Genomic DNA, 19,057 nt, shown 5'->3' on the forward strand with positions numbered 1-19,057 from the left:
GGTTCATTTACAATACCGTGCGGTATAGTTCATGAATTAGATCCTCTGTCCCCGCAGGTATTTCTTCATGTCCCGCTCCCCGCGTTTCCTTCGCCCCCTCGCGGCGATCGCTCTGGCGTTCGCGGCCCTGCCGGTCGCCGCCGCCCATATCGAACTGCAGGCCGGCCGCAGCTACATGGACAGCCGCGCCGCCAACGCCGTGTTCGTCGAAAGCGTGTTCGCCGCCCACCCGCTCGGCGACACCGGCGTCCGCTGGGCACCCGATCTCTCGCTGGGCTGGATCAACGGTCGCGATATCGAGCGTTACCGCCATGCCCACTACGGCACCAGCGACGACATCTGGCTGGCCGCCGGCGGCGTGCGCCTCAGCGCGGGCGGCCCCGGCGACTGGTACAGCCATTTCTTCTACGGCTTCCAAGTCGCGCTGCACAGCGGCCGCACCCAGGCGCTCAGCAGCGCCTACGAATTCGTCAACACCGTGGGCTGGCAGTGGCGCCACCTCAGCTTCCAGGTCCGCCACATCTCCAACGGCAAGCTGCACGAGCCTAACCGCGGCGAGACGATGGCCTTGGTGGGCGTGGGCTTCGATCTGTAGGCACTGCGTCACCCCCACACGACAACGGCCCCGAACGGGGCCGTTGTCGTGTGGGCCGTCCGTGCGTCAGTGACCGCCGGCCGGTGCGCCTTTCGTCTTCGGCGTGAATGGTGGCTTGGCCAGCCAGATCACCGCGATCAGGGCAATGAAGATCCAGCCCAGCACGTAGAACACCTCGTTGAACGAGAGTTGGAAACTCTGCTGGGTAATCATGCCGTTGATCACGCTGCCGCCCAATTGCGGGTTGCCGTGGCCCAGGTGCTGCATCGCCGCCTGCGATACCGGGTTGTACGGATTGATGTGCTCGGCCAACTGCTCGTGGTGGGTCACCGCGCGCCGCGTCCACATCAGCGTGGTGATCGATGCCGAGAAGCTGCCGCCCAGCGTACGCAGGAAGGTCGACAACCCCGAGCCCGCGGCGATCTCGTTGCCTTGCAGGTCCGACAGCAGGATGGTCAAGGTGGGCATGAAGAACAACGCCACGCCCAGACCCTGCCACAGCTGCACCATCGCCACGTGGTAGAAATCGACTTGCAGGTAGAAGTCCGCGCGCATGAAGCAGGTGGCGCCCATCACCATGAACGACAGCGCAGCCAGCAGGCGCAGATCCATGCGCGTGGCGTACTTGCCGACGAAGAAGGTCAGCAGCACCGGGATCACGCCCAGCGGCGCGGTGGCGAAGCCGGCCCAGGTCGAGGTGTAGCCCAGGTTCTGCTGCAACCACAGCGGCACCAGCAGCGCGATCGAGAAGAACGCCGCGTAACCCAGCACCATCGCGATGGTGCCGGTGGTGAAGTTGCGGTGCCGGAACAGCTTGAGGTCGACGATCGGGTCCTTGTCGGTCAATTCCCAGATCAGGAAGATCGCCAGCGAGATGGCCGACACGATGCTGGTGATGATGATGAAGTTGGAATGGAACCAGTCCGCGTCGTTGCCCTTGTCCAGCACCACCTGCAGCGCACCCACGCCGATGATCAGGGTGATCAGGCCGACGTAATCCACCCGCGGTCGCTCCAGTTTCTCCAGCTTCTCGCGCAACTGCGCAGCCACCACCACGCTGGCGAAGATGCCGATCGGCACGTTGATGAAGAAGATCCACGGCCATGAGTAGTTGTCGGTGATCCAGCCGCCCAGGATCGGGCCGGCGATCGGCGCCACCACCGTCACCATCGACAGCAATGCCAGCGCCATGCCGCGCTTTTCGTTCGGATAGACACCGATCAGCAGGCTCTGCGTCACCGGGTACATCGGTCCGGCCACCGCGCCCTGCAGCGCGCGGAACAGCAGCAGCATGCCCATGCTCTGCGACACGCCGCACATGAACGAGGTCAGCGAAAACAGCAGCGTGCACCACACGAACAGCTTCACCTCGCCGAAGCGGCGGGTGAGGAAGCCGGTCAGCGGCAACGAGATCGCCATGCTGACCGCGAACGAGGTGATCACCCAGGTGCTCTGGTCGTTGCTCACGCCGAGGTTGCCGGCGATGGTCGGCAGCGACACGTTCGCGATCGTCGTGTCCAGCACCTGCATGAAGGTGGCCAGCGACAGGCCGAACGTGGTCAGCGCGAGATTCGGTGGACGGAAATGGGTGCTCATGGAGTCTGGTCAGTGCGGTGGAGTTGCTCCTCCCCCTGCGTGCAGGGGGAGGTCGGGAGGGGGTGGCTTTTCGCCGAGCCAAGGCACCCCACCCCAACCCTCCCCTGCGCGCAGGGGAGGGAGTCAGACGTCACTTGGAATTGCCCGCCATGTTGGCGTGGATGATCTCGGCGATCAGGCCGTCGGCCTTGTGTGCCTGCTGTTCGTAGACATCGGTGCTGAAGGCCGGTTGGGTCGGCGGCTGCTGCGCCAGCATCGGGCCGTTCTGGTCGTGCAGGCTCACGTCCACGTTGAGCGACATGCCGATGCGCAGCGGGTGCTGGTCGAGCTGCTTCGGGTCGGTGAACACCACGCGCACCGGGATGCGCTGCACGATCTTGATCCAGTTGCCGGTGGCGTTCTGCGCGGGCAGCAGCGAGAACGCGCTGCCGGTGCCGATGCCGAGGCTGGACACCTTGCCCTGGTACTTCACCTTGCCGCCGTAGACGTCGGACTCGATTTCCACCGGCTGGCCGATGCGCATGTGGGTGAGCTGGGTTTCCTTGAAGTTTGCGTCGATCCACACCTCGTGCAGCGGCACCACCGCCATCAGCGGCGTGCCGGGCGCCACGCGCTGGCCCAGCTGCACCGAGCGCATCGCCACATAGCCGGTCACCGGCGCCACCAGGGTGGTGCGCTCGTCGTCGAGGTAGGCGGCGCGAAACTGCGCCGCGGCGGCCTGCACGTCGGGATGCGAGGCGACCACGGTGTCGTCCACCAGCACCTTGCTGGTCTGGTACTGCTGCTGGGCGGCGACCAGGGCGCTCTGCGCGGCAGTCAGCTCGTCGCGGGCGTGCGACAGCTCCTCGGCCGAGATCGCGCCGGACTTCGCCAGCCCCGTGCGGCGGTCGTAGTCGGCCTTGGCCTTGGCCACCGCGGTCTCGCGCGCGGCGACCAACGCCTGCTGGCCGTTGACGCTGGAATACAGGCCGCGCACCTTGCGCACGGTGGCGGCGAGATTCGCCTTCGCCTCGGCCACCGCCACGTCGGCGTTGGAGCGGTCGAGCTTCACCAGCACGTCGCCCTGCTTCACCAGGTCGCCGTCGTCGGCGCCGATGGTGACCACGGTGCCGGGGATCTGCGGGGTGAGCTGCACCACGTTGCCGCCCACGTAGGCGTCATCGGTGCCCTCGTGCCAGCGGCCGTCGAGGAAATACCACAGCGCCCAGGCGATCGCGGCGAGTACCACGATCGCAGCTAGCGCGCGCAACAGGAAGCCGCGGCGCTTGTTGTTCTGCGGCGGCTGGGCGGCCGGGGTGGCGGCCGCGGTGGGGTTCTGGCTGGACATGGAGCTGCCTCAGGAATGGTGTGCGGATGCGGGGGAAACGGATGCGGCGGACGCCGGCGCCGGCTGCTCGGCCGGCTGGTCGGGCGTGGGGCGGTAGCCCCCGCCGAGGGCCTGGATCAGCTGCACCGACCGGTCGGACTGCTGCGCCTGCAACGCGGCCATGCGCTGCTCGGCGGCGAGCAGCTGCTGGCGCACGCTCAGCGCCTCCAGATAGCTGCCCACGCCGGCCGTGTAGCGCTGTTCGGCGAGCTTCCACGCGTCGCTCGCGGCATCCACGGCGCGCTGCTGCGCGGAGGCCTGCTCCTTGAGCGATTGCAGCGCGTCGACATCGTCGGCCGCTTCGTTGACGGCGCTCACCAGGGTCTGGTTGTACTGCGCCACGGCGAGGTCGTACTGCGCATCCTTGCCGCCGAGGTTCGCGCGCAGCCGGCCGCCATCGAAGATCGGCAGGCTGAGCGACGGGCCCACCTGATAGAACCGCGACGAGGCCTCGAACAGGTTGCCGCCGCCCAGGCTGAGCAGGCCGGCCATCGCGCCGAGACTCACGTTCGGCAGGAATTCGGTCTTGGCGACCTTGATGTCCTTGCTCGCCGCTTCCACCCGCCAGCGCGCGGCGACCAGATCGGCGCGATGGCCGAGCAGATCCACCGGCAGATTCGCCGGCACGCTCAGGGTCGACGGCGTCAACAGCCGCGGTCGGCTGATGTCGAGGCCGCGATCCGGGCCCTTGCCCAGCAGCACCGACAGTGCGGACTGCGCCGCGTCGATCGCGCGGGCGGCCACGGCCTGCTGTTCCTCGGCGCTCGCCACCTCGGCGTCGCCCTGCTTCAGCTGCAACTGGTTGTCGATACCGGCGGCGACACGCTGACGGGTCAGCTCGCGCGACTCGTTCGCGCGTTGCAGTTCGGCCTTCGCCACGTCCTGCTGCGCATAGGCGTAGCCCAGCTGCACGTAGGCGCGCGCCACGTTGCCGGACAGCTCGATACGCGCGGCCTGCGCCTCGACCTCGGCGGCGCGGGCCTGGCCCACCGCCGCTTCCCAGGCGGCGCGCTTGCCGCCCCACAGGTCGAGATCCCACTTGAAGCTGGCGTAGCCGTACTTGGCCATCGAGAAGTGCGCCAGCTTGCTGCCGAACGCGCCCGGCGGACGGGCGCCGGCGATCGCGGCACCGCCGTTCACGCTGGGCCGGCGCGCAGCCTCGGCGACACCGGCCGCGGCCTGCGCTCCGCGAGCGCGTGCATCGGCGACGGCGAGGCTGGGGTTGTCGTGCAGCGCCTCGGCGATCAGCGCGTCGAGCTGAGGATCGCCCAGCCCGGTCCACCAATCCGCCTGCGGCCACGCGGCGTCGGCCGGCACGTGGGCGAGGCTGCGTCCGGCCTGGAGTGAGGACGGGTCGATCGGCGTGCCGTCCGGATGCAGCCCGCCGCTGCTGGCGCAACCGGCCAGCGCGAGGGTCAGTCCGACCGCTGCCGCAAGGAGATGCAGACGCATGAGCTTTCGGTCTCGAAACAGGTGGGAGTAGGGGTCAGTCTTTGTTGCGCAGCGCGTGCAGCACGCGCTCCAGGTAGTCGTGCAGCCGGTCGCGCTCGTCGGCATCCAGCGAGGCCTGGGCCGCGGCCAGCACGTGTTCGTTGCAGCCGTTGAGCTGCCGCCACAGCGCATCGCCTTCGGCGGTGAGCTCGATGCGCAGCGCGCGCCGGTCCTGCTCGTGCGGGCGCCGGCGCAAGTAACCCTTGCGTTCGAGCTGGTCGAGCTGGCGGGTCATCGCGCCGCCGTCCAGCTCCACCGAACGGGCCAGCTCGGTGGCGCTCATCGGGCCCAGCCGGGCCAGCCGCTTCAGTATCAGGAACTGGGTGAATTTCAGCTCCAGACCCTTGGTCGTGATCTCCGCCTCCATGGCGCGCACGATCTCGGTGCGCACCAGGCCCAGCAGGACGCCGAGGCTCTCGCGCGGGCTGGAGAAGGCGATGGATTCGGTGTTCATGGCCGCGCATTCTATTGCCAAAATTATATTTGTCAAGGCAAATATATGTGCGTCGAATTTTGTCCCGGCAAGATCAGCCGTGGCGCTGCCGGCGCGCCTCCAGCTCGTCGCGCACCATTGCGGCCAAGGCCGGGTCGCGGATCGAGAACAGCTCGAACACGCCCAGCGCCTGCAGCGCGGGCAGCACGGCCAGCAGGCGGGGTTCGGCGCGGCGGCGCGCGGCTTCCGGCGTGGCCGGATCGAGCATCTCGTGGGCGCAGGCGACGAAGGTTTCCAGCGGCGAACGGAACGGAACGGCAACGGACAGCGTGGACGGGGGCATGCGGACTCTCCGGTGGGGACGCTGGAGCGGCGAGCGGGGAGGCGGGGAACCGCGGGCGATGGCAGCGGCAGCGCGATCCGGCGGTCGGTGCCGGACGTCGGCCAGCTTACGCACGCGCGGCGGCAAACTGATAACGTTACTTGGTCAATAAATGTCGAGAATCGGACATGGGCGCCTGGCACCAACAGCTGCACGACCGCATCGAGAGCGCCGACGGCCCCGCCGTGATCGCCTACTGGGACGAGGGCGAGGCGGCCAGCGAGCAGGACGGGGAAACCCGTACGCACGACTGGCACCGCCACCTGCGCGGGCAGGTGTACTGCATCGAGAGCGGCTTGCTGCACGTGCACACCCGCTACGGTTCCTGGCTGCTGCCGCCGCACCGTGCCGGCTGGATGCCGCCCGGCGAACTGCACACGGTGAGCGTGAGCGGGCCGATGAGCGGCTGGGGCCTGTTCCTCGCGCCCGATGTCTGCGCGGGTCTGCCCGAGCGCCCTTGCGTGCTCGGCACCAGCGAGCTGATGCGCGCGCTGGTGCGGCGCGCCAGCAGCTGGGTGCTGGCCGAGCGCCTGGAATCGGAACAGGAGCGCGTGTCCGTGGTGTTGCTGGACGAGTTGCGCCGTGCGCCGCAGGAGCCGCTGCACCTGCCGATGCCGGTCGACCGCCGCCTGCTGCGCATCGCCCATGCGGTGCTGAAGGCACCGCAGGACAACCGCAGCCTGGAGGACTGGGCCGGGCACGCCGGCCTGTCGGCGCGCAGCCTCAGCCGGCTGTTCCGTCACGAGACCGCGCTGAGTTTCGCGCAGTGGCGCCAGCAAGCGCGACTGAGCCGCGCGCTGGAACGGCTGGCCGAAGGCATGCCGGTGGCGCAGGTGGCCGAGGCCACCGGCTATGCCAACACGAGTGCCTTCATCGCGATGTTCCGGCGCGCCTGCGGGCAGTCGCCGGCACGCTACTTCGAACGCGCGCCTGCGGTGTCCGCCTGAGCCGGCCTCGCTCAGCGCCGGTCCTCCGGCAATTCGTCGCGCACCATCGCTGCCAGCGCCGGATCGCGGATCGCGAACAGTTCGAACACGCCCAGCGCCTGCAGCGTGGGCAGCAGGGCCAGCAGCCGCGGCTCGGCCTCGCGGCGCACCGGCTCGGGCGTGGCCGGGTCCAGCATCAGTTGCGCATTGACCACGAAATCGGTCAGCGCATCGGGTTCCGCCAGCACGCGGCTGGCGGCTTCGCGGTCGGTGATCAGCAACGACATGTCGATCTCCTTGCATGGCAACAGGGACGTGGGACGTGGCCTCGACGTTACCGGCGGCACGCGCGGAGCTTCCATCCGGAGCGTGCGGGGAACGGGGTGCGAGGCGGCGAAGGGGTTGCGCGTTGCACGCAACCGCGGGATATCCCGGCCCGGCAGTGCCATCCATGACGGACGGGCCGGGACATCCGTTGGATCTGGGGAGTAGCGTTGGATCCGATGGGTAGCGTCACCATAAATCGCCGTCAGCAGCATGGGGAGACAGTTCCCGCTGCTGGTATTCCTACTACCACCCCGGCCCCGCACGCATGCAGCATTCCCGGCAACGCACCGAGTTGAAGGCCTTCCTGCGCACTCGCCGCGCCGCGCTCGCGCCCGAGGCGGTGGGCCTGCCGCGCGGCGGGCGCCGGCTCACGCCCGGCCTGCGCCGCGAGGAAGTGGCCGCGCTGGCCGAGGTGGGCCTCACCTGGTACACGTGGCTGGAACAGGGGCGCGCGATCAACGTGTCCGCCGCGGCGCTGGCGCGCATCGCGCGGGCGCTGCAACTGGACGCCACCGACGAGGCCTACCTGTTCGCGCTGGCCGGGCTGGCGCGCGCGGAGCCGGTGCGCAACCACGTGCTGCTGCCGCCCACGGTGCAAGGCGTGCTCGACCTTTACCAGGCGCCGGCCTTCGTGCTCGATCCGGTGTTCGACGTGCTGGCCTGCAACGCACTGGCCGAGCGGCTGTACCGGTTCGGCGAATGCCGCGGCCGCTTCGCCGCCAACCACCTGTGGAACGCGTTCATGAACCCGGCGCGGCGGCGGCTGTACGAACCCTGCTTCGAGCCGGGCCTGCTCAACCTGCTCGGCATCTTCCGCGTGAACCAGGCGGCGCACCCCGACGATCCCCGCTTCGAGACACTGATCGAGGCGCTCGGCGCGGCCAGCCCCGAGTTCCCCGCGCTGTGGCGGCGCCACTACACCGCGCCACTGACCGCGTGGTCGGGACATTTCCGCCATCCCGAATTCGGCGAGGTGCGCCTGCATTCCAACCGCTTCCCGCTGCGCGACGCCGACGGCACCGCCAGCGGCGCCACCGCGTTCTTCTTCGTGCCGGAGGACGCCGCGACCGCGACCAGCTTCGCGCGCATCGCGCGCCGGCTGCAGCATGCGGGCGAGGCGGAGCCGGAGCTGGCCTGATAAGACGTGTTTATCGTCACCATCATCAAAACCGTCTTGGCTTATCGATGCGGGCCGGCCTAGCATGCAGCGTCGCTCATCCGCGTCGCCATGCATCGAGGTCGCCATGCTCCGTCCGCTGCTCTCCGGATTGCTCGTGCTCAGCCTGCTGCCCGCCGCCGCGATGGCGGCCGACAACCCGGCACCCGTCATCACCGCCGCCGGCGCGTTCCACCCGGTGCCGCACGCGGCCTACCTGCCCGATCGCAACGCCACCTACAAGGTGGTGTTCGCGATGACCAAACCCGGCGACAAGCCCGACCACGTCAACCCCGCGCTGGAGCGCGTGGCGCGCACGGTGAACTTGTACGCCGCCGCGGGCGTGCCGCTCGACCACCTGAAGTTCGTCGCCATCGCCTACGGCCCGGCCACCGCGCTCGTGCTCGACGACGCGCACTACCGCGCGAAGTTCGGCGTGGCCAACCCCAACCTCGCCGCGATCGCGCAGCTGCGCAAAGCCGGCGTCACGGTGGCGGTGTGCGGGCAGGCAGTGATCGAGAACCACTTCGAGGACGCCTGGGTGGCGAAGGACGTGGAGGTGGCGCTGTCCGCGCTCACCACGATCACCGAGCTGCAGCAGCAGGGCTATGCCCTGATGCCCCTGTAAAGGGGCATCAGCCGGGCCATGGATGGCCCGACGTCGAACCGGCGCGGCACGCGCCTGCTCGATCGGAGCCGGGTCCGGCCTTGCCGGGCTCGGCGAGCCAAAAAAGTGCAGGGCGCACTTTTTTGGCATCAAGCACGCGCTCTTGCTCTTGGGGAATACCAATGAAGCACAAACACTCGTGGCTGCTTGCCCTCGCGCTCGGCGCACTCTGCGCCGCCGCCCAAGCCGCCGCCCAAACCCAGCCCGACTACCTTCCGCCCTGGAACCCGCCGCCCGCGGGCCTGCAATTCAGCGTGCCGCCGTTCGACGCGATCGCCGACCTGCACGGCGACGTGGTCGATCCGCAGCTCACGGTGTTCTTCGCCGGCAACCAGTTCATGGTGGTGCACGACCTGGTCGCGGCGTTCAAGCAGGCGCATCCCGAATACCAGCGCGTGTTCGTCGAGACCCTGCCGCCCGGCATCCTGGCGAAGCAGATCGCGAGCGGCGCGCTGGTGATGGGCAACTTGCGCCTGGCGTTGAAGCCGGACGTCTACACGGCCGGCAAGGGCGCGGTCGAGCGGCTGCAGAAGGAGCACGGCTGGTTCGCCGCCACCGCCGACTACGCGCGCAACCCGCTGGCGATCCTGGTGGCGAAGGGCAATCCCAAGCACATCGAGGGATTGAAGGATCTCGGTCGCCCCGATGTGCGCGTGAGCATGCCGAACCCCGCGTGGGAAGGCATCGCGAAACAGATCGAGGCCGGCTACCGCAAGGCCGGCGGCGAGGCGCTGGATCATGAAATCATGGTGACCAAGGTGCAGGACGGCAGCACCTTCCTCACCCACATCCACCACCGCCAGTCGCCGCTGCGCGTGCTGCAGGGCGAGTCCGACGCCGCGCCGGTGTGGTCCACCGAGGCGTATTTCCAGCAGCAGATCCTGCATCACCCGGTCGAGACGGTGGCGATCCCCGCGAACCAGAACGCCGTCGCCACCTACACCGCCGCGCGCCTGAAGGCCGCGCCGCATCCGCAGGCGGCGAAGGACTTCCTTGCCTTCATGCAAAGCCCGATCGCGCAGGCGATCTACCGCAAGTACGGCTTCCAGCCGCCGAAGTGAGGCCTGCCATGCTGCGCATCCTTGCCCTGCTCGCTCTGCTGGCGCCACTGGCCGCCGGCGCCACCGATGCCGCCACGAGTGCCGCCAAGATCGTCAAGCAAGGCAACGGCAAGGGTGCCGCGCCCTGCATGGCCTGCCACGGCGTCGACGGCGGCGGCATGGAAGCCACCGGCTATCCGCGGCTCGCCGGGCTCGACGCGGCCTACCTGCAGCGCCAGCTCGACGACTTCGCGAACGGCGCGCGCACGAATCCGGTGATGCAGCCGAACGCGAAGGCGCTCAGCGAAGACGAGCGCGCGGCGCTGGCGCAGTACTACAGCGCGCTGCCGCTGCCGGCGCAGTTGGCCAAGCCGGCCGCGGCGAAGCCCGCTGCCGAAGGCGAACGCCTGGCCACGCGCGGCGACTGGAGCCGCGCGCTGCCCGGCTGCGTGCAATGCCATGCGCCCGGGGGCGTGGGCGTGGGCGCGAACTTCCCGCCGCTGGCCGGCCAGCCGGCGGCCTACATCGAGTCGCAGCTGCGTGCATGGCAGCAGGGCACGCGCCGCAACGATCCGCTGGCGCTGATGCAGCACGTCGCGAAGCAGCTCACGCCGCAGGAGATCCAGGCCGTGGCCGGCTGGTTCGCCGCGCAGCCGCTGCCGGCCAGAGGGAGCACGCCATGAAACATTTGCCGATCGCGTTGCTCGGCACGCTGGTGCTTGCCGCGTGTTCGCATCCCGCGTCCGAGGCGCCGGTCGCCGCGAAGCCGGCGCCCGCTGCCAGCGTGGCGAAAACGACGAGCGAACCGACGCAGGCCAAGGCGCCGCCCGCATTCACGCCGCCGGCTGAAGCCGAGATTCCCGCCGGCCCGCTGGGCGACGAGATTCGCCGCGGCATGGCGATCTTCACCGACACGCCCGCGCACGCGCACGACTACGTGGGCAACGGCCTCAGCTGCAGCAACTGCCACCTCGACGCGGGGCGCCTCGCGAACTCCGCGCCGCTGTGGGGCGCCTGGGGCGTGTACCCGCAATACCGCAAGAAGAACGGCCGCGTGAACAGCTTCGGCGAACGCCTGCAGGGCTGCTTCCGCTACAGCATGAACGGCAAGGCGCCGCCGCTGGACAGCGACGTGATCGTGGCGCTGCAAACCTACGCGTGGTGGATGGCCAAGGGCGCGCCCACCGGCGTGAAGCTGGCCGGCGCGGGTTATCCGAAGCAGGGCTTCAAGCCGCCGCAACCGCCCGACTACGCGCGTGGCGCCGCGGTCTACGCGAAGGACTGCGCGCTGTGCCACGGCGCCGACGGCCAGGGCCAGCAAGTGAACGGGCGCAACGTGTTCCCGCCGCTGTGGGGACCGCAGTCCTTCAACTGGGGCGCGGGCATGCACCAGCTCGACAACGCCGCCGCCTTCATCAAGGCGAACATGCCGCTGAGCCGCGGCGGTACGCTCAGCGACCAGGACGCCTGGGACGTGGCGATGTACATGGATGCGCACGAGCGCCCGCAGGATCCACGCTACGCCGGCGACGTGGCCGCCACGCGCGCGAAGTACCACGACACCCCGATGTCGCTGTACGGCACCACGGTCAACGGCCACCTGCTTGGCAGCGGGGCGGCGAAATGAGCACGCCCGTGCATCGCCTCACGCCCGCGTTCGGCGTGGCCGGGCAACTCGATGCGGACGACATCGCCGCGCTGGCTGCGCAAGGCTGGCGCAGCCTGCTCTGCAATCGCCCCGATGGCGAGACGGCAGACCAGCCGGCCAGCGCCGAACTCGTGCAGGCCGCGGCAGCGCACGGGCTCGCGTGGCGTCACATTCCCGTCGTCTCCGGGCAATGGCGCGACGCCGATGTCGCCGCGTTCGCCGAGGCGTTGCGCACGCTGCCCGCGCCGGTGCTGGCGTTCTGCCGCACGGGCACGCGCTCGATCCACCTGTGGGCGTTGGCGATGGCGGGCACGCGGGATGCGGAAAGCCTCCAGCGCATCGCCGCCGATGCCGGCTATGTGTTGCACCCCGCGGTGCTGCGTCGCGCACCGGGGGCGTCGCCCTGATGCTGCCTGCCGACCTGCTGGCGCTGGCCTGCGGCGGGCTGGTGGGCTTCTCGCTGGCGCTGATCGGCGGCGGCGGCTCCATCCTGGCCACGCCGATGCTGTTGTACGTGGTGGGCCTGCCCGATCCGCATCTCGCGATCGGCACCAGCGCAGTGGCGGTGGGTGCGAACGCCTGGGCGAACCTGATCCCGCACGCGCGCGCCGGCCACGTGCGCTGGCCGGCCGCGCTGGCGTTCGCGGCGGCCGGCGTGCTGGGCGCGTTCGCCGGCTCCACGCTGGGCAAGCGCGTGGACGGCCACCATCTGCTCGTGCTGTTCGCAGTCCTGATGCTGGTGGTGGCGGTGCTGATGCTGCGCGGCCGGCGCAACGGCGCGGAAAACCGTTACCCGAAGCCGCGGCTGTTTCCCCGGCTCGGCGCCACCGGCTTCGGCGCGGGCGCGCTGGCCGGCTTCTTCGGCATCGGCGGTGGTTTCCTGATCGTGCCGGGGCTGATCTTCGCCAGCGGCATGGAAATCATCGCCGCCGTAGGCAGCTCGCTGGTCGCGGTGGGTGCGTTCGCCTCCACCACCGCGATCAACTACGCCACCTCCGGCCTGGTCGACTGGCGCGTGGCCGCGCTGTTCGTGGCTGGCGGCATCGTCGGCGGCTGGCTTGGCGCACGCCTCGCGCGGCGACTGGCGCGCACCCGCGGCGCGCTCAACCTGGTGTTCGCGCTGGCCATCGTGGCGGTGGCCGTGTACATGCTGGTGCGCAACCTGCATTTCTGAGCACCGCTTGTGAACCTTGGTCCCTTCGCTTTTCCCACCGGCTTGATCGCCCTGCTGTTCGGCCTGGTCGCCGCGCTGGGCACCGCCGGCTTCCTGCGCAAGCGCGGCCTGCCCGACGCCGGCGCCGCCTTGTACCTGGCCGTGATCGCCGGCCTGCTGCTGGCGCGCGTGGCCTACGTGCTGCGCTGGCGGCAGCAATATCTGGAGCAGCCGTTCGGCATCCTCAACCTGCGCGACGGCGGTTTCGATCCCGTGGCCGGCGTGGCCGGCCTGGTGCTGGCGGCGCTGCTGATCGGCTGGCATCGTCCTGCCCTGCGCAAGGCGCTGGCCGCGGGCGCGCTGGCGGGCGTGGCCGCCTGGGGCTTCGCCACGCTGACCGCGCAGCTCCTTCGCGAGGCGACGCGGCAGCCCATGCCTGCCGTGGTGCTGCGCGATCTCGAAGGGCACGAGGTGGCCATGCAGTCGCTGCGCGGCAAGCCGCTGGTCGTCAACCTCTGGGCCACCTGGTGCGGGCCGTGCCGCAGCGAACTGCCGATGCTGGTGGACGCACAGCGTCGGATGCTGCAGTTGCGTTTCGTGTTCGCCGACCAGGGCGAGGATGCCGCGACCGTGGCGGACTACCTGCGCCGGGAGCGATTGGCGCCGCAACTGGTGCTGATCGACGGCAAGCTCGACTTGTCCGCCCATTACGGCGCGCACGGCTATCCCACCACGCTGTTCCTGGACGCCGACGGCATCTTGCGCGACCAGCACATGGGCGAACTGTCGCGCGCCACCCTGGCCGACCGGCTGCGACGCATCGCGCCGCAGCCGTAGTCGCCGGCCGTGTCACCCCGATGCTGAAAGCCTGACCGGGGTGACGGGCATCACTTGGCCTTGGTGGCGGGTGCCGCGGCGCTCTGCTTGCTCGCCTCATAGGCCTTGAGCTGGCTCGCCGTGTCCTCGGAAATCTGCCGCAGCTGCGGCGCCAGGGTGGCCATCTTGCCCTGCATGGTCTGCATGACCTGCCCCATCACTGCCGGCATCTTCGCCACCATCGACTGGCCCGAGGGCGACTTGTAGAAGGCGATCATGTCGTCGACCTCCTTCTGAGTGAAGCTCTGGCGGTAGATGTCGACGTACATCGGCTCCAGCGAGTCCCACGACAGCTGATTCTTCATCAGGGTGCTCAGCTTGGCCATCTGCGCGTCCATGATCTTCTGTTCGCCGGCGTCGGCAGGCTGTCCAGCCAAGGCCTGTTCGCTGGCCTGGCGCATCATTCCATCCATCCGCGCCTTCATGGCATCCAGCATCTTGTGCGACTGGGTCACCTGCAGCAGCTCCTGGATCGAGGCAGCGCTGGGCGGTTGGCTTGCCGTCGTGGCGGCGGCGGCTGAGCCGCAGACGAGGAAGCCGGCCAGCAGGCCGAGGGTGAGCAGACGCATGTGTACTCTCCTTGAGTATGGGTTGGGTGCGCGGCTGCCATGGTGGCAGCCGCGCCATTCTGCACTCAGTTCGGGCCTTGCGCCGGACGCTGTTTCACATACGTATCGAACAACTCATCGATGCGCCGGTACTCGTCGTACCAGTCGTCGGCGTGCTTGAAGTCGTGGCGTTCCAGCGGGTACAGCGAGATCCAGAAATTCTTCTTGTGCAGCTCGACGAAGCGCTGATACAGGCGGATGGAATCGCTGGCCAGCACGTTGTCGTCGATCAGGCCGTGCTCGATCAGCAGCGGGTCCTGCAGGTTCGCCGCGTACTCGATCGGCGAGCTGGTCTTGTAAGCCTCGGGATCGAGCTGGGGATCGTTGAGGATGTTCGAGGTGTACTCGTGGTTGTAGGTGGCCCAGTCTGCCGGCGGGCGCAGCGCGGCACCCGCCGCGAACTGGCCCGGTGCGCGCAGCAGCGCCATCTCGGTCATGAAGCCACCGTAGCTGCCACCATAGATGCCCACCCGCTTCGGGTCGACGCCGTGGTGCTTGGCCAGCCAGGCCTTGCCGTCGAGCAGGTCTTCCAGCTCGGGGTGGCCCATCTTGCGGTAGATCGCGTCGCGCCAGTCGCGGCCGTAGCCGGCGGAGCCGCGGTAGTCCAGGTCCAGCACCACGTAGCCCTGCTGCACCAGCAGGTTCTGGAACATCTGCTCGCGGATGTAATAGGTCTCTTGCTTGGACACGTCCTGCAGGTAGCCGGCGCCGTGCACGAAGATCACCGCGGGGCGCGAATCAGGCGCATCGGTTTCGTTCGCGGAGCCGTAGTACTTCGCGTGGATCGTGCCGGCGCCGTGCGAGGACGGTACCTCGACGAATTGCGGCTGGATCCAGGCGCGCGTGGTGTACGCGCTCTTCATGGTGTCGGTGAGTTCGCGCGGTGTGCCGCCGGCGGCGTCCAGCACCGCGAGCTGGCTGAGCCGGTACGGCGCCGAGTGCAGCACGGCGAGCCGGTTGCCGTCGGGCGACAGTGTGAAACCGTCCACGCCTTCGTACTGCGTCACGCGGGTCAGCGCACCGCCGCCCACCGGCACGCGGTAGACGTCGTAGCTGTACGGCGCGATCTTGTTCGCCAGCAGGTAGAACCACTTGCCGTCGGGGCTGAGCGCGGGCTGGCTCACCTCGTAGCGCGTGTTGTCGGTGAGCACCCTGGCCTTGCCATCCAGCGGCTTCGCGTAGAGCCGCGACCAGCCGCTGGCCTCGCTGAGGTACCACAGCGTGCGGCCGTCCTTGAGCCAGCCGAAGTCGTTGAAGCTCCAGTTGATCCACGCGTCGTCGTGCAGGCGATCCTGCGATACCAGCGCGTGCTTCGCGAAGTCGACGCTGGCGATCCAGCGGTCCTTGTTGTCGATCGCGCGCAGCTGCACGGCCGCCTGCGTGCCGTCCTCGTTCCACACGACGCCGCCGCCGCTGCCCTCGTTGGCGATGGTCACCGGGCGCACCGCGGGCGCCTTAAGCGCCTTGGCCTCATCGGCGTGCCCGGCCTTTTCCAGCGCGGCGACGGTGCGCTCGCGGATCGCCTTCAGCGGATCGTCCTTGATGCCGGGCAGCGTGTCGGTGGCGAGCGGCCACGCCTTGTGCGCGGCAAGATCGAGCAGCAGCAACGATTGCGGCGCGGGATCGTTGCGGCCCACGTAGTCGCGCGCCTTCTGCACTTCGGTATAGCCGGAGTCGGTGACGTAGTGGATCACGCCCGGCGCCTTGCCGTCGTCGTGGTGCGCCGGCTCGGTGATCACCAGCATCCAGCGGCCATCGGGCGACAGCTCGGTGTCCACCGCCTTGACCTTGTCGCCCAGCCAGAACGGCTGCGGCGCGCGGCTGGCGTCGGCGGCTTCCAGCGCCTGCTGCTGCGCGCGGTGCGCGTCGCGGTCGGCCTTGATCTCGCGCAGCGTGCTGAACAGCGCGAGCTGCTGGCGCTCCATCGCGTCGGGTTTCTTGTCGGCCGGGTTGTCGGCGAATTTCAGGATCGTGACGGGCGCGGTGACGCCGCTGGCGAGGTCGTAGCCGTACCAGTCGTTGCCGTCGCGGAACTGCAGCGCGCGGCCGTCGGCGCTGAACTGCGGCGAGGATTCCGGCTGCGGCGAGCGCGTCACCTGCACGCGACGGCCCGAGGCCAGATCGACCAGGAACACGTCGCCGTGCAGGATGTAGGCCGCGTGCGTGTGCGTGCGGTCGACCACCGACGGGCCGTCGGCGGCTGCCATCGCGACGGGATCCAGCTTCGTCGCTGCACCGCCCGCCGCGCTCACCCGGTAGAGATCGCGCACGCTGTCGCCGTCGCGCTTCAGTGTGTAGTAGAGGCTCTTGCCGTCCACGCTCCAGTACGGCGCCTCCACCGGATGGCCGATCCAGTCGGGGCTGGCCATGATGGTGGCCAGGTCCAGCGGTACGCTGGCGGCGGTCGGTGCCGCGGGGGCGGCGAAGCTCGCCGCGGGCAGCGTGGCGAGAGCGATCAGGCCGGCGAGCAGCAATCGGCGCATGGGAGTTCCTGGCGGGGAAACCTTCAGGATACCGGGCGCGGCGGAGGCGCAGCCGCGCCTGTGCCGAAAGTCAGGTGCATGGGCCGGGAGCCGGGGTTACCCTCGGGGGCGGTCCCACGGTCGGAGAATCCGCATGCGTCCCGTACTTGCCCTGTCGCTTGCGTTGTTCGCGGGCATGGCCGCCTGCATCGCCGATGCCCGGCAGATGCCCACGCCTCCGCAACGCGACGTGTCGCTGATCGGCGGCCACATGCCGGAACCGCCCGCCACGCCGCGGCACGACGACGCCAGCGTGCTGCACGGTGTCACTGTGGCCGACCCGTACCGCTGGCTGGAAAACCCCGCCGACCCCGCGGTCGCGGCCTGGATCAAGGCGCAGAACGCGTATACCGAGCAGGTGCTGGCGACGATGCCGGACGGCCAGGCGATGAACGCGCGCGTGCGCGAACTGGCGATCACCTCCACCACCCGCTCCGGCCCGCTGCTGGCCGGCGGCACGCTGTTCTATATGCAGGAGACGCCGCCGCAAGCGCAGCCGCAGCTGATCGCGCAGCCGTGGCCGCACGGTGCGCCGCGCGTGCTGGTGGACCTCAACGCGAACGGCGGCAACACCGCGATCACCGGCTACTGGCCCTCGCCCAGCGGCCGCTACCTCGCCTACGGCACGGCCGAGGGCGGCAGCGAGCTCACCACCCTCCACGTGCTCGACGTGAAGAGCGGCCAGACCTTGCCCGACGCCCTGCCCTGGGCCGGCGGCGGCACCACGCCGCAGGGTCTGGCCTGGGATGCGAACGAGCGCGGCTTCACCTACGTGCGCTTCCCGCCGCCGCCCAAGGGCGAGGACGTCGTGCAGTTCCACGCCGCGCTGGTGCATCACGTGCTGGGCGAACCCGCGGCGAAGGACGTCGCGGTGTTCGGCAAGGATTTCTCCAAGGTGGCCGAGTACCGCCTGCTGAGTTCGCCCGGCGCGAAGCAGCTCGCCGTGCTCGCGAACGTGGGCGACGGCGGCCCGGCCGAGGTGTGGCTGCGCGAAGGCGATGTATGGAAGAAGGTGCTGGGCGACGCCGCCGACGTGCGCTTCGCCGGCTGGGTGGGCCAGCGCCTGTTCGTCGCCAGCTTCGCCGGCGCGCCGCGAGGCAAGCTGCTCGCCGTAGCCGCGAACGGCAAGGCCGGCGAGGTGCTGGGCCAGCGTGAAGGTGCGCTCCAGGACGTGGCGCCGATCGCCGACGGTTTCCTCGTGGTGCGCAGCTGGGGCCCGGACTGGTGGGTGGAGCAGTACGACCACGCCGCGAAATTCGTGCGCCGCCTGCCATTGCCCGCGCACGGCATCGGCATCGGCGGCATCGCCGGCGAGGCGGGCCAGGCGCGCGCGCTGATCGGCTACGGCGGCTGGACGCTGCCCTCGCGCTGGGCCGAGTACGACGCGAAAGCCGGCACGCTGAAGACCGTGTTCGCGGTGAAGGCCGCCGCCGACTACTCGAAGATCGAGGCGCACCGTATCGACGGCGTATCTAGGGACGGCACGAAAATCCCGGTCACCGTGCTGGCGATGAAGGGCATCACGCCGAACGGTCAGCGGCCGGCCATCCTCTACGGTTACGGCGGCTTCGACATACCCGTGGCGCCGCATTTCGTGGGCGCCGAGCTGGCCTGGCTGGAGCGCGGCGGCGTGCTCGCCTACGCCAACCTCCGTGGCGGCAACGAGAACGGCGAGCTGTGGCACGCGCAGGGCCAGAAGCTGCACAAGCAGAACGTGTTCGACGACTTCCACGCCGCCGCGCTGGCGCTCATCGACACGCACTGGACCGACCGCGAGCACCTGGGCGCGCTGGGCGGCAGCAACGGCGGCCTGCTGATGGGCACGCAGATCGTGCAGCACCCGGGCGACTACCGCGCGGTGGTGGCGATGGTCGGCATCCACGACGTGATCCGCCACGAAACCGAGTTCGCGAACGGCGCCTACAACGTGCCCGAATACGGCACGGTGGCCGATCCCGCGCAGTTCAAGGCCACGCTGGCGTATTCGCCGCTGCAGAACGTCAAGCCGGATACCGCCTACCCCGCCGTGCTGCTCACCACCGGCGCGAACGACCCGCGCGTGGCGCCGTGGCAGTCGCGCAAGTTCGCCGCCACGCTGCAGAACGCCAGCAGCTCGAAGCAGCCGATCCTGCTGCTCACCCGCATGAACGCCGGCCACGGCATCGGCGCGCCGTTCTCCCAGCGCGTGGGCAATACGGCGTTGCTGCTGACGTTCTTCGCGCAGGAGCTGGGGCTGCCCACGCCGTGAATGCCCCCGCGCCCGCCATCCTG

Annotated in this window: 19 protein-coding genes; 11 read left to right on the forward strand and 8 right to left on the reverse strand. The window is 69.5% G+C overall.

The window, feature by feature from the left end:
• Nucleotides 1-67: 67 nt before the first annotated feature.
• Nucleotides 68-595, forward strand: a complete 528-nt coding sequence (locus B0E52_RS11775; RefSeq protein ID WP_077484030.1) for an acyloxyacyl hydrolase — start codon at nt 68-70, stop codon at nt 593-595.
• A gap of 66 nt (nt 596-661) precedes the next feature.
• On the opposite strand, the gene B0E52_RS11780 is transcribed toward B0E52_RS11775, so the two are convergent.
• The 5 genes from B0E52_RS11780 to B0E52_RS11800 all read right to left on the reverse strand — a co-directional run bounded on the left by B0E52_RS11780 (nt 662) and on the right by B0E52_RS11800 (nt 5,824).
• Nucleotides 662-2,191 carry a DHA2 family efflux MFS transporter permease subunit gene (locus tag B0E52_RS11780; RefSeq protein WP_077484031.1) on the reverse strand — a complete coding sequence of 510 codons (1,530 nt, stop codon included), beginning with the start codon at nt 2,189-2,191 and terminating at the stop codon, nt 662-664.
• Between the two features lie 130 nt (nt 2,192-2,321).
• Complete coding sequence (locus tag B0E52_RS11785) at nt 2,322-3,518, reverse strand: efflux RND transporter periplasmic adaptor subunit (protein WP_077484032.1); 1,197 nt, start codon at nt 3,516-3,518, stop codon at nt 2,322-2,324.
• Nucleotides 3,519-3,527: 9 nt separating this feature from the next.
• Nucleotides 3,528-5,009 carry an efflux transporter outer membrane subunit gene (locus B0E52_RS11790; protein WP_077484033.1) on the reverse strand — a complete coding sequence of 494 codons (1,482 nt, stop codon included), beginning with the start codon at nt 5,007-5,009 and terminating at the stop codon, nt 3,528-3,530.
• A 34-nt stretch (nt 5,010-5,043) separates the two neighbouring features.
• The gene (locus tag B0E52_RS11795; RefSeq protein ID WP_077484034.1) at nt 5,044-5,502 is read right to left on the reverse strand and encodes a MarR family transcriptional regulator; all 459 of its coding nucleotides are present in this window, start codon (nt 5,500-5,502) and stop codon (nt 5,044-5,046) included.
• Nucleotides 5,503-5,575: 73 nt separating this feature from the next.
• A complete protein-coding gene (locus B0E52_RS11800) occupies nt 5,576-5,824 on the reverse strand; it encodes a hypothetical protein (protein WP_077484035.1) in 249 nt (82 codons plus the stop codon).
• 167 nt (nt 5,825-5,991) lie between these two features.
• Here B0E52_RS11800 and B0E52_RS11805 point away from each other — a divergent pair, with 167 nt between their 5' ends.
• Nucleotides 5,992-6,810 (forward strand): helix-turn-helix transcriptional regulator, encoded by an 819-nt coding sequence (locus B0E52_RS11805; protein ID WP_077484036.1) that lies wholly within the window; start codon nt 5,992-5,994, stop codon nt 6,808-6,810.
• An 11-nt stretch (nt 6,811-6,821) separates the two neighbouring features.
• On the opposite strand, the gene B0E52_RS11810 is transcribed toward B0E52_RS11805, so the two are convergent.
• A complete protein-coding gene (locus tag B0E52_RS11810; RefSeq protein ID WP_077484037.1) occupies nt 6,822-7,076 on the reverse strand; it encodes a hypothetical protein in 255 nt (84 codons plus the stop codon).
• Nucleotides 7,077-7,381: 305 nt separating this feature from the next.
• Here B0E52_RS11810 and B0E52_RS11815 point away from each other — a divergent pair, with 305 nt between their 5' ends.
• The 8 genes from B0E52_RS11815 to B0E52_RS11850 all read left to right on the forward strand — a co-directional run bounded on the left by B0E52_RS11815 (nt 7,382) and on the right by B0E52_RS11850 (nt 13,617).
• A complete protein-coding gene (locus tag B0E52_RS11815; RefSeq protein ID WP_077484038.1) occupies nt 7,382-8,254 on the forward strand; it encodes a helix-turn-helix domain-containing protein in 873 nt (290 codons plus the stop codon).
• Between the two features lie 106 nt (nt 8,255-8,360).
• Nucleotides 8,361-8,900 (forward strand): DsrE family protein, encoded by a 540-nt coding sequence (locus tag B0E52_RS11820; protein WP_077484039.1) that lies wholly within the window; start codon nt 8,361-8,363, stop codon nt 8,898-8,900.
• 161 nt (nt 8,901-9,061) lie between these two features.
• Complete coding sequence (locus B0E52_RS11825; protein WP_077484040.1) at nt 9,062-10,000, forward strand: substrate-binding domain-containing protein; 939 nt, start codon at nt 9,062-9,064, stop codon at nt 9,998-10,000.
• Nucleotides 10,001-10,008: 8 nt separating this feature from the next.
• Nucleotides 10,009-10,662 carry a c-type cytochrome gene (locus B0E52_RS11830; protein ID WP_077484041.1) on the forward strand — a complete coding sequence of 218 codons (654 nt, stop codon included), beginning with the start codon at nt 10,009-10,011 and terminating at the stop codon, nt 10,660-10,662.
• Nucleotides 10,659-11,606, forward strand: a complete 948-nt coding sequence (locus B0E52_RS11835; RefSeq protein WP_077484042.1) for a c-type cytochrome — start codon at nt 10,659-10,661, stop codon at nt 11,604-11,606. Before B0E52_RS11830 ends, B0E52_RS11835 begins: the two co-directional genes overlap by 4 nt.
• The gene (locus tag B0E52_RS11840; protein WP_077484043.1) at nt 11,603-12,034 is read left to right on the forward strand and encodes a TIGR01244 family sulfur transferase; all 432 of its coding nucleotides are present in this window, start codon (nt 11,603-11,605) and stop codon (nt 12,032-12,034) included. Before B0E52_RS11835 ends, B0E52_RS11840 begins: the two co-directional genes overlap by 4 nt.
• Nucleotides 12,034-12,801, forward strand: a complete 768-nt coding sequence (locus B0E52_RS11845; protein ID WP_077484044.1) for a sulfite exporter TauE/SafE family protein — start codon at nt 12,034-12,036, stop codon at nt 12,799-12,801. The genes B0E52_RS11840 and B0E52_RS11845 overlap by 1 nt, the downstream gene beginning before the upstream one ends.
• Before the next feature lie 9 nt (nt 12,802-12,810).
• Nucleotides 12,811-13,617, forward strand: coding sequence for a TlpA disulfide reductase family protein (locus B0E52_RS11850; RefSeq protein ID WP_077484045.1), 807 nt, complete (start codon nt 12,811-12,813; stop codon nt 13,615-13,617).
• Between the two features lie 50 nt (nt 13,618-13,667).
• Here the strand turns inward: B0E52_RS11850 and B0E52_RS11855 are convergent, their stop codons facing one another.
• Both B0E52_RS11855 and B0E52_RS11860 read right to left on the reverse strand, forming a co-directional pair.
• Nucleotides 13,668-14,225: a DUF2059 domain-containing protein gene (locus tag B0E52_RS11855; RefSeq protein ID WP_077484046.1), complete on the reverse strand. Its 558-nt coding sequence runs from the start codon at nt 14,223-14,225 to the stop codon at nt 13,668-13,670.
• Nucleotides 14,226-14,290: 65 nt separating this feature from the next.
• A complete protein-coding gene (locus B0E52_RS11860; protein ID WP_077484047.1) occupies nt 14,291-16,747 on the reverse strand; it encodes a prolyl oligopeptidase family serine peptidase in 2,457 nt (818 codons plus the stop codon).
• Nucleotides 16,748-16,880: 133 nt separating this feature from the next.
• Here B0E52_RS11860 and B0E52_RS11865 point away from each other — a divergent pair, with 133 nt between their 5' ends.
• Nucleotides 16,881-19,034, forward strand: a complete 2,154-nt coding sequence (locus tag B0E52_RS11865; RefSeq protein ID WP_077484048.1) for a prolyl oligopeptidase family serine peptidase — start codon at nt 16,881-16,883, stop codon at nt 19,032-19,034.
• The last annotated feature ends 23 nt before the right edge of the window (nt 19,035-19,057 follow it).

It is taken from the genome of Rhodanobacter sp. C06 (genome assembly GCF_002001105.1).
Taxonomy (GTDB): Bacteria; Pseudomonadota; Gammaproteobacteria; order Xanthomonadales; family Rhodanobacteraceae; genus Rhodanobacter_A.

Bases quoted from the DNA above. Each gene is read 5' to 3' on its own strand.
- B0E52_RS11775 (WP_077484030.1), top strand. From the start codon at position 68: ATGTCCCGCTCCCCGCGTTTCCTTCGCCCCCTCGCGGCGATCGCTCTG.
- B0E52_RS11780 (WP_077484031.1), bottom strand. From the start codon at position 2,191: ATGAGCACCCATTTCCGTCCACCGAATCTCGCGCTGACCACGTTCGGC.
- B0E52_RS11810 (WP_077484037.1), bottom strand. From the start codon at position 7,076: ATGTCGTTGCTGATCACCGACCGCGAAGCCGCCAGCCGCGTGCTGGCG.
- B0E52_RS11840 (WP_077484043.1), top strand. From the start codon at position 11,603: ATGAGCACGCCCGTGCATCGCCTCACGCCCGCGTTCGGCGTGGCCGGG.
- B0E52_RS11805 (WP_077484036.1), top strand. From the start codon at position 5,992: ATGGGCGCCTGGCACCAACAGCTGCACGACCGCATCGAGAGCGCCGAC.
- B0E52_RS11785 (WP_077484032.1), bottom strand. From the start codon at position 3,518: ATGTCCAGCCAGAACCCCACCGCGGCCGCCACCCCGGCCGCCCAGCCG.
- B0E52_RS11825 (WP_077484040.1), top strand. From the start codon at position 9,062: ATGAAGCACAAACACTCGTGGCTGCTTGCCCTCGCGCTCGGCGCACTC.
- B0E52_RS11835 (WP_077484042.1), top strand. From the start codon at position 10,659: ATGAAACATTTGCCGATCGCGTTGCTCGGCACGCTGGTGCTTGCCGCG.
- B0E52_RS11820 (WP_077484039.1), top strand. From the start codon at position 8,361: ATGCTCCGTCCGCTGCTCTCCGGATTGCTCGTGCTCAGCCTGCTGCCC.
- B0E52_RS11860 (WP_077484047.1), bottom strand. From the start codon at position 16,747: ATGCGCCGATTGCTGCTCGCCGGCCTGATCGCTCTCGCCACGCTGCCC.
- B0E52_RS11855 (WP_077484046.1), bottom strand. From the start codon at position 14,225: ATGCGTCTGCTCACCCTCGGCCTGCTGGCCGGCTTCCTCGTCTGCGGC.
- B0E52_RS11845 (WP_077484044.1), top strand. From the start codon at position 12,034: ATGCTGCCTGCCGACCTGCTGGCGCTGGCCTGCGGCGGGCTGGTGGGC.
- B0E52_RS11830 (WP_077484041.1), top strand. From the start codon at position 10,009: ATGCTGCGCATCCTTGCCCTGCTCGCTCTGCTGGCGCCACTGGCCGCC.
- B0E52_RS11865 (WP_077484048.1), top strand. From the start codon at position 16,881: ATGCGTCCCGTACTTGCCCTGTCGCTTGCGTTGTTCGCGGGCATGGCC.
- B0E52_RS11815 (WP_077484038.1), top strand. From the start codon at position 7,382: ATGCAGCATTCCCGGCAACGCACCGAGTTGAAGGCCTTCCTGCGCACT.
- B0E52_RS11800 (WP_077484035.1), bottom strand. From the start codon at position 5,824: ATGCCCCCGTCCACGCTGTCCGTTGCCGTTCCGTTCCGTTCGCCGCTG.
- B0E52_RS11790 (WP_077484033.1), bottom strand. From the start codon at position 5,009: ATGCGTCTGCATCTCCTTGCGGCAGCGGTCGGACTGACCCTCGCGCTG.
- B0E52_RS11795 (WP_077484034.1), bottom strand. From the start codon at position 5,502: ATGAACACCGAATCCATCGCCTTCTCCAGCCCGCGCGAGAGCCTCGGC.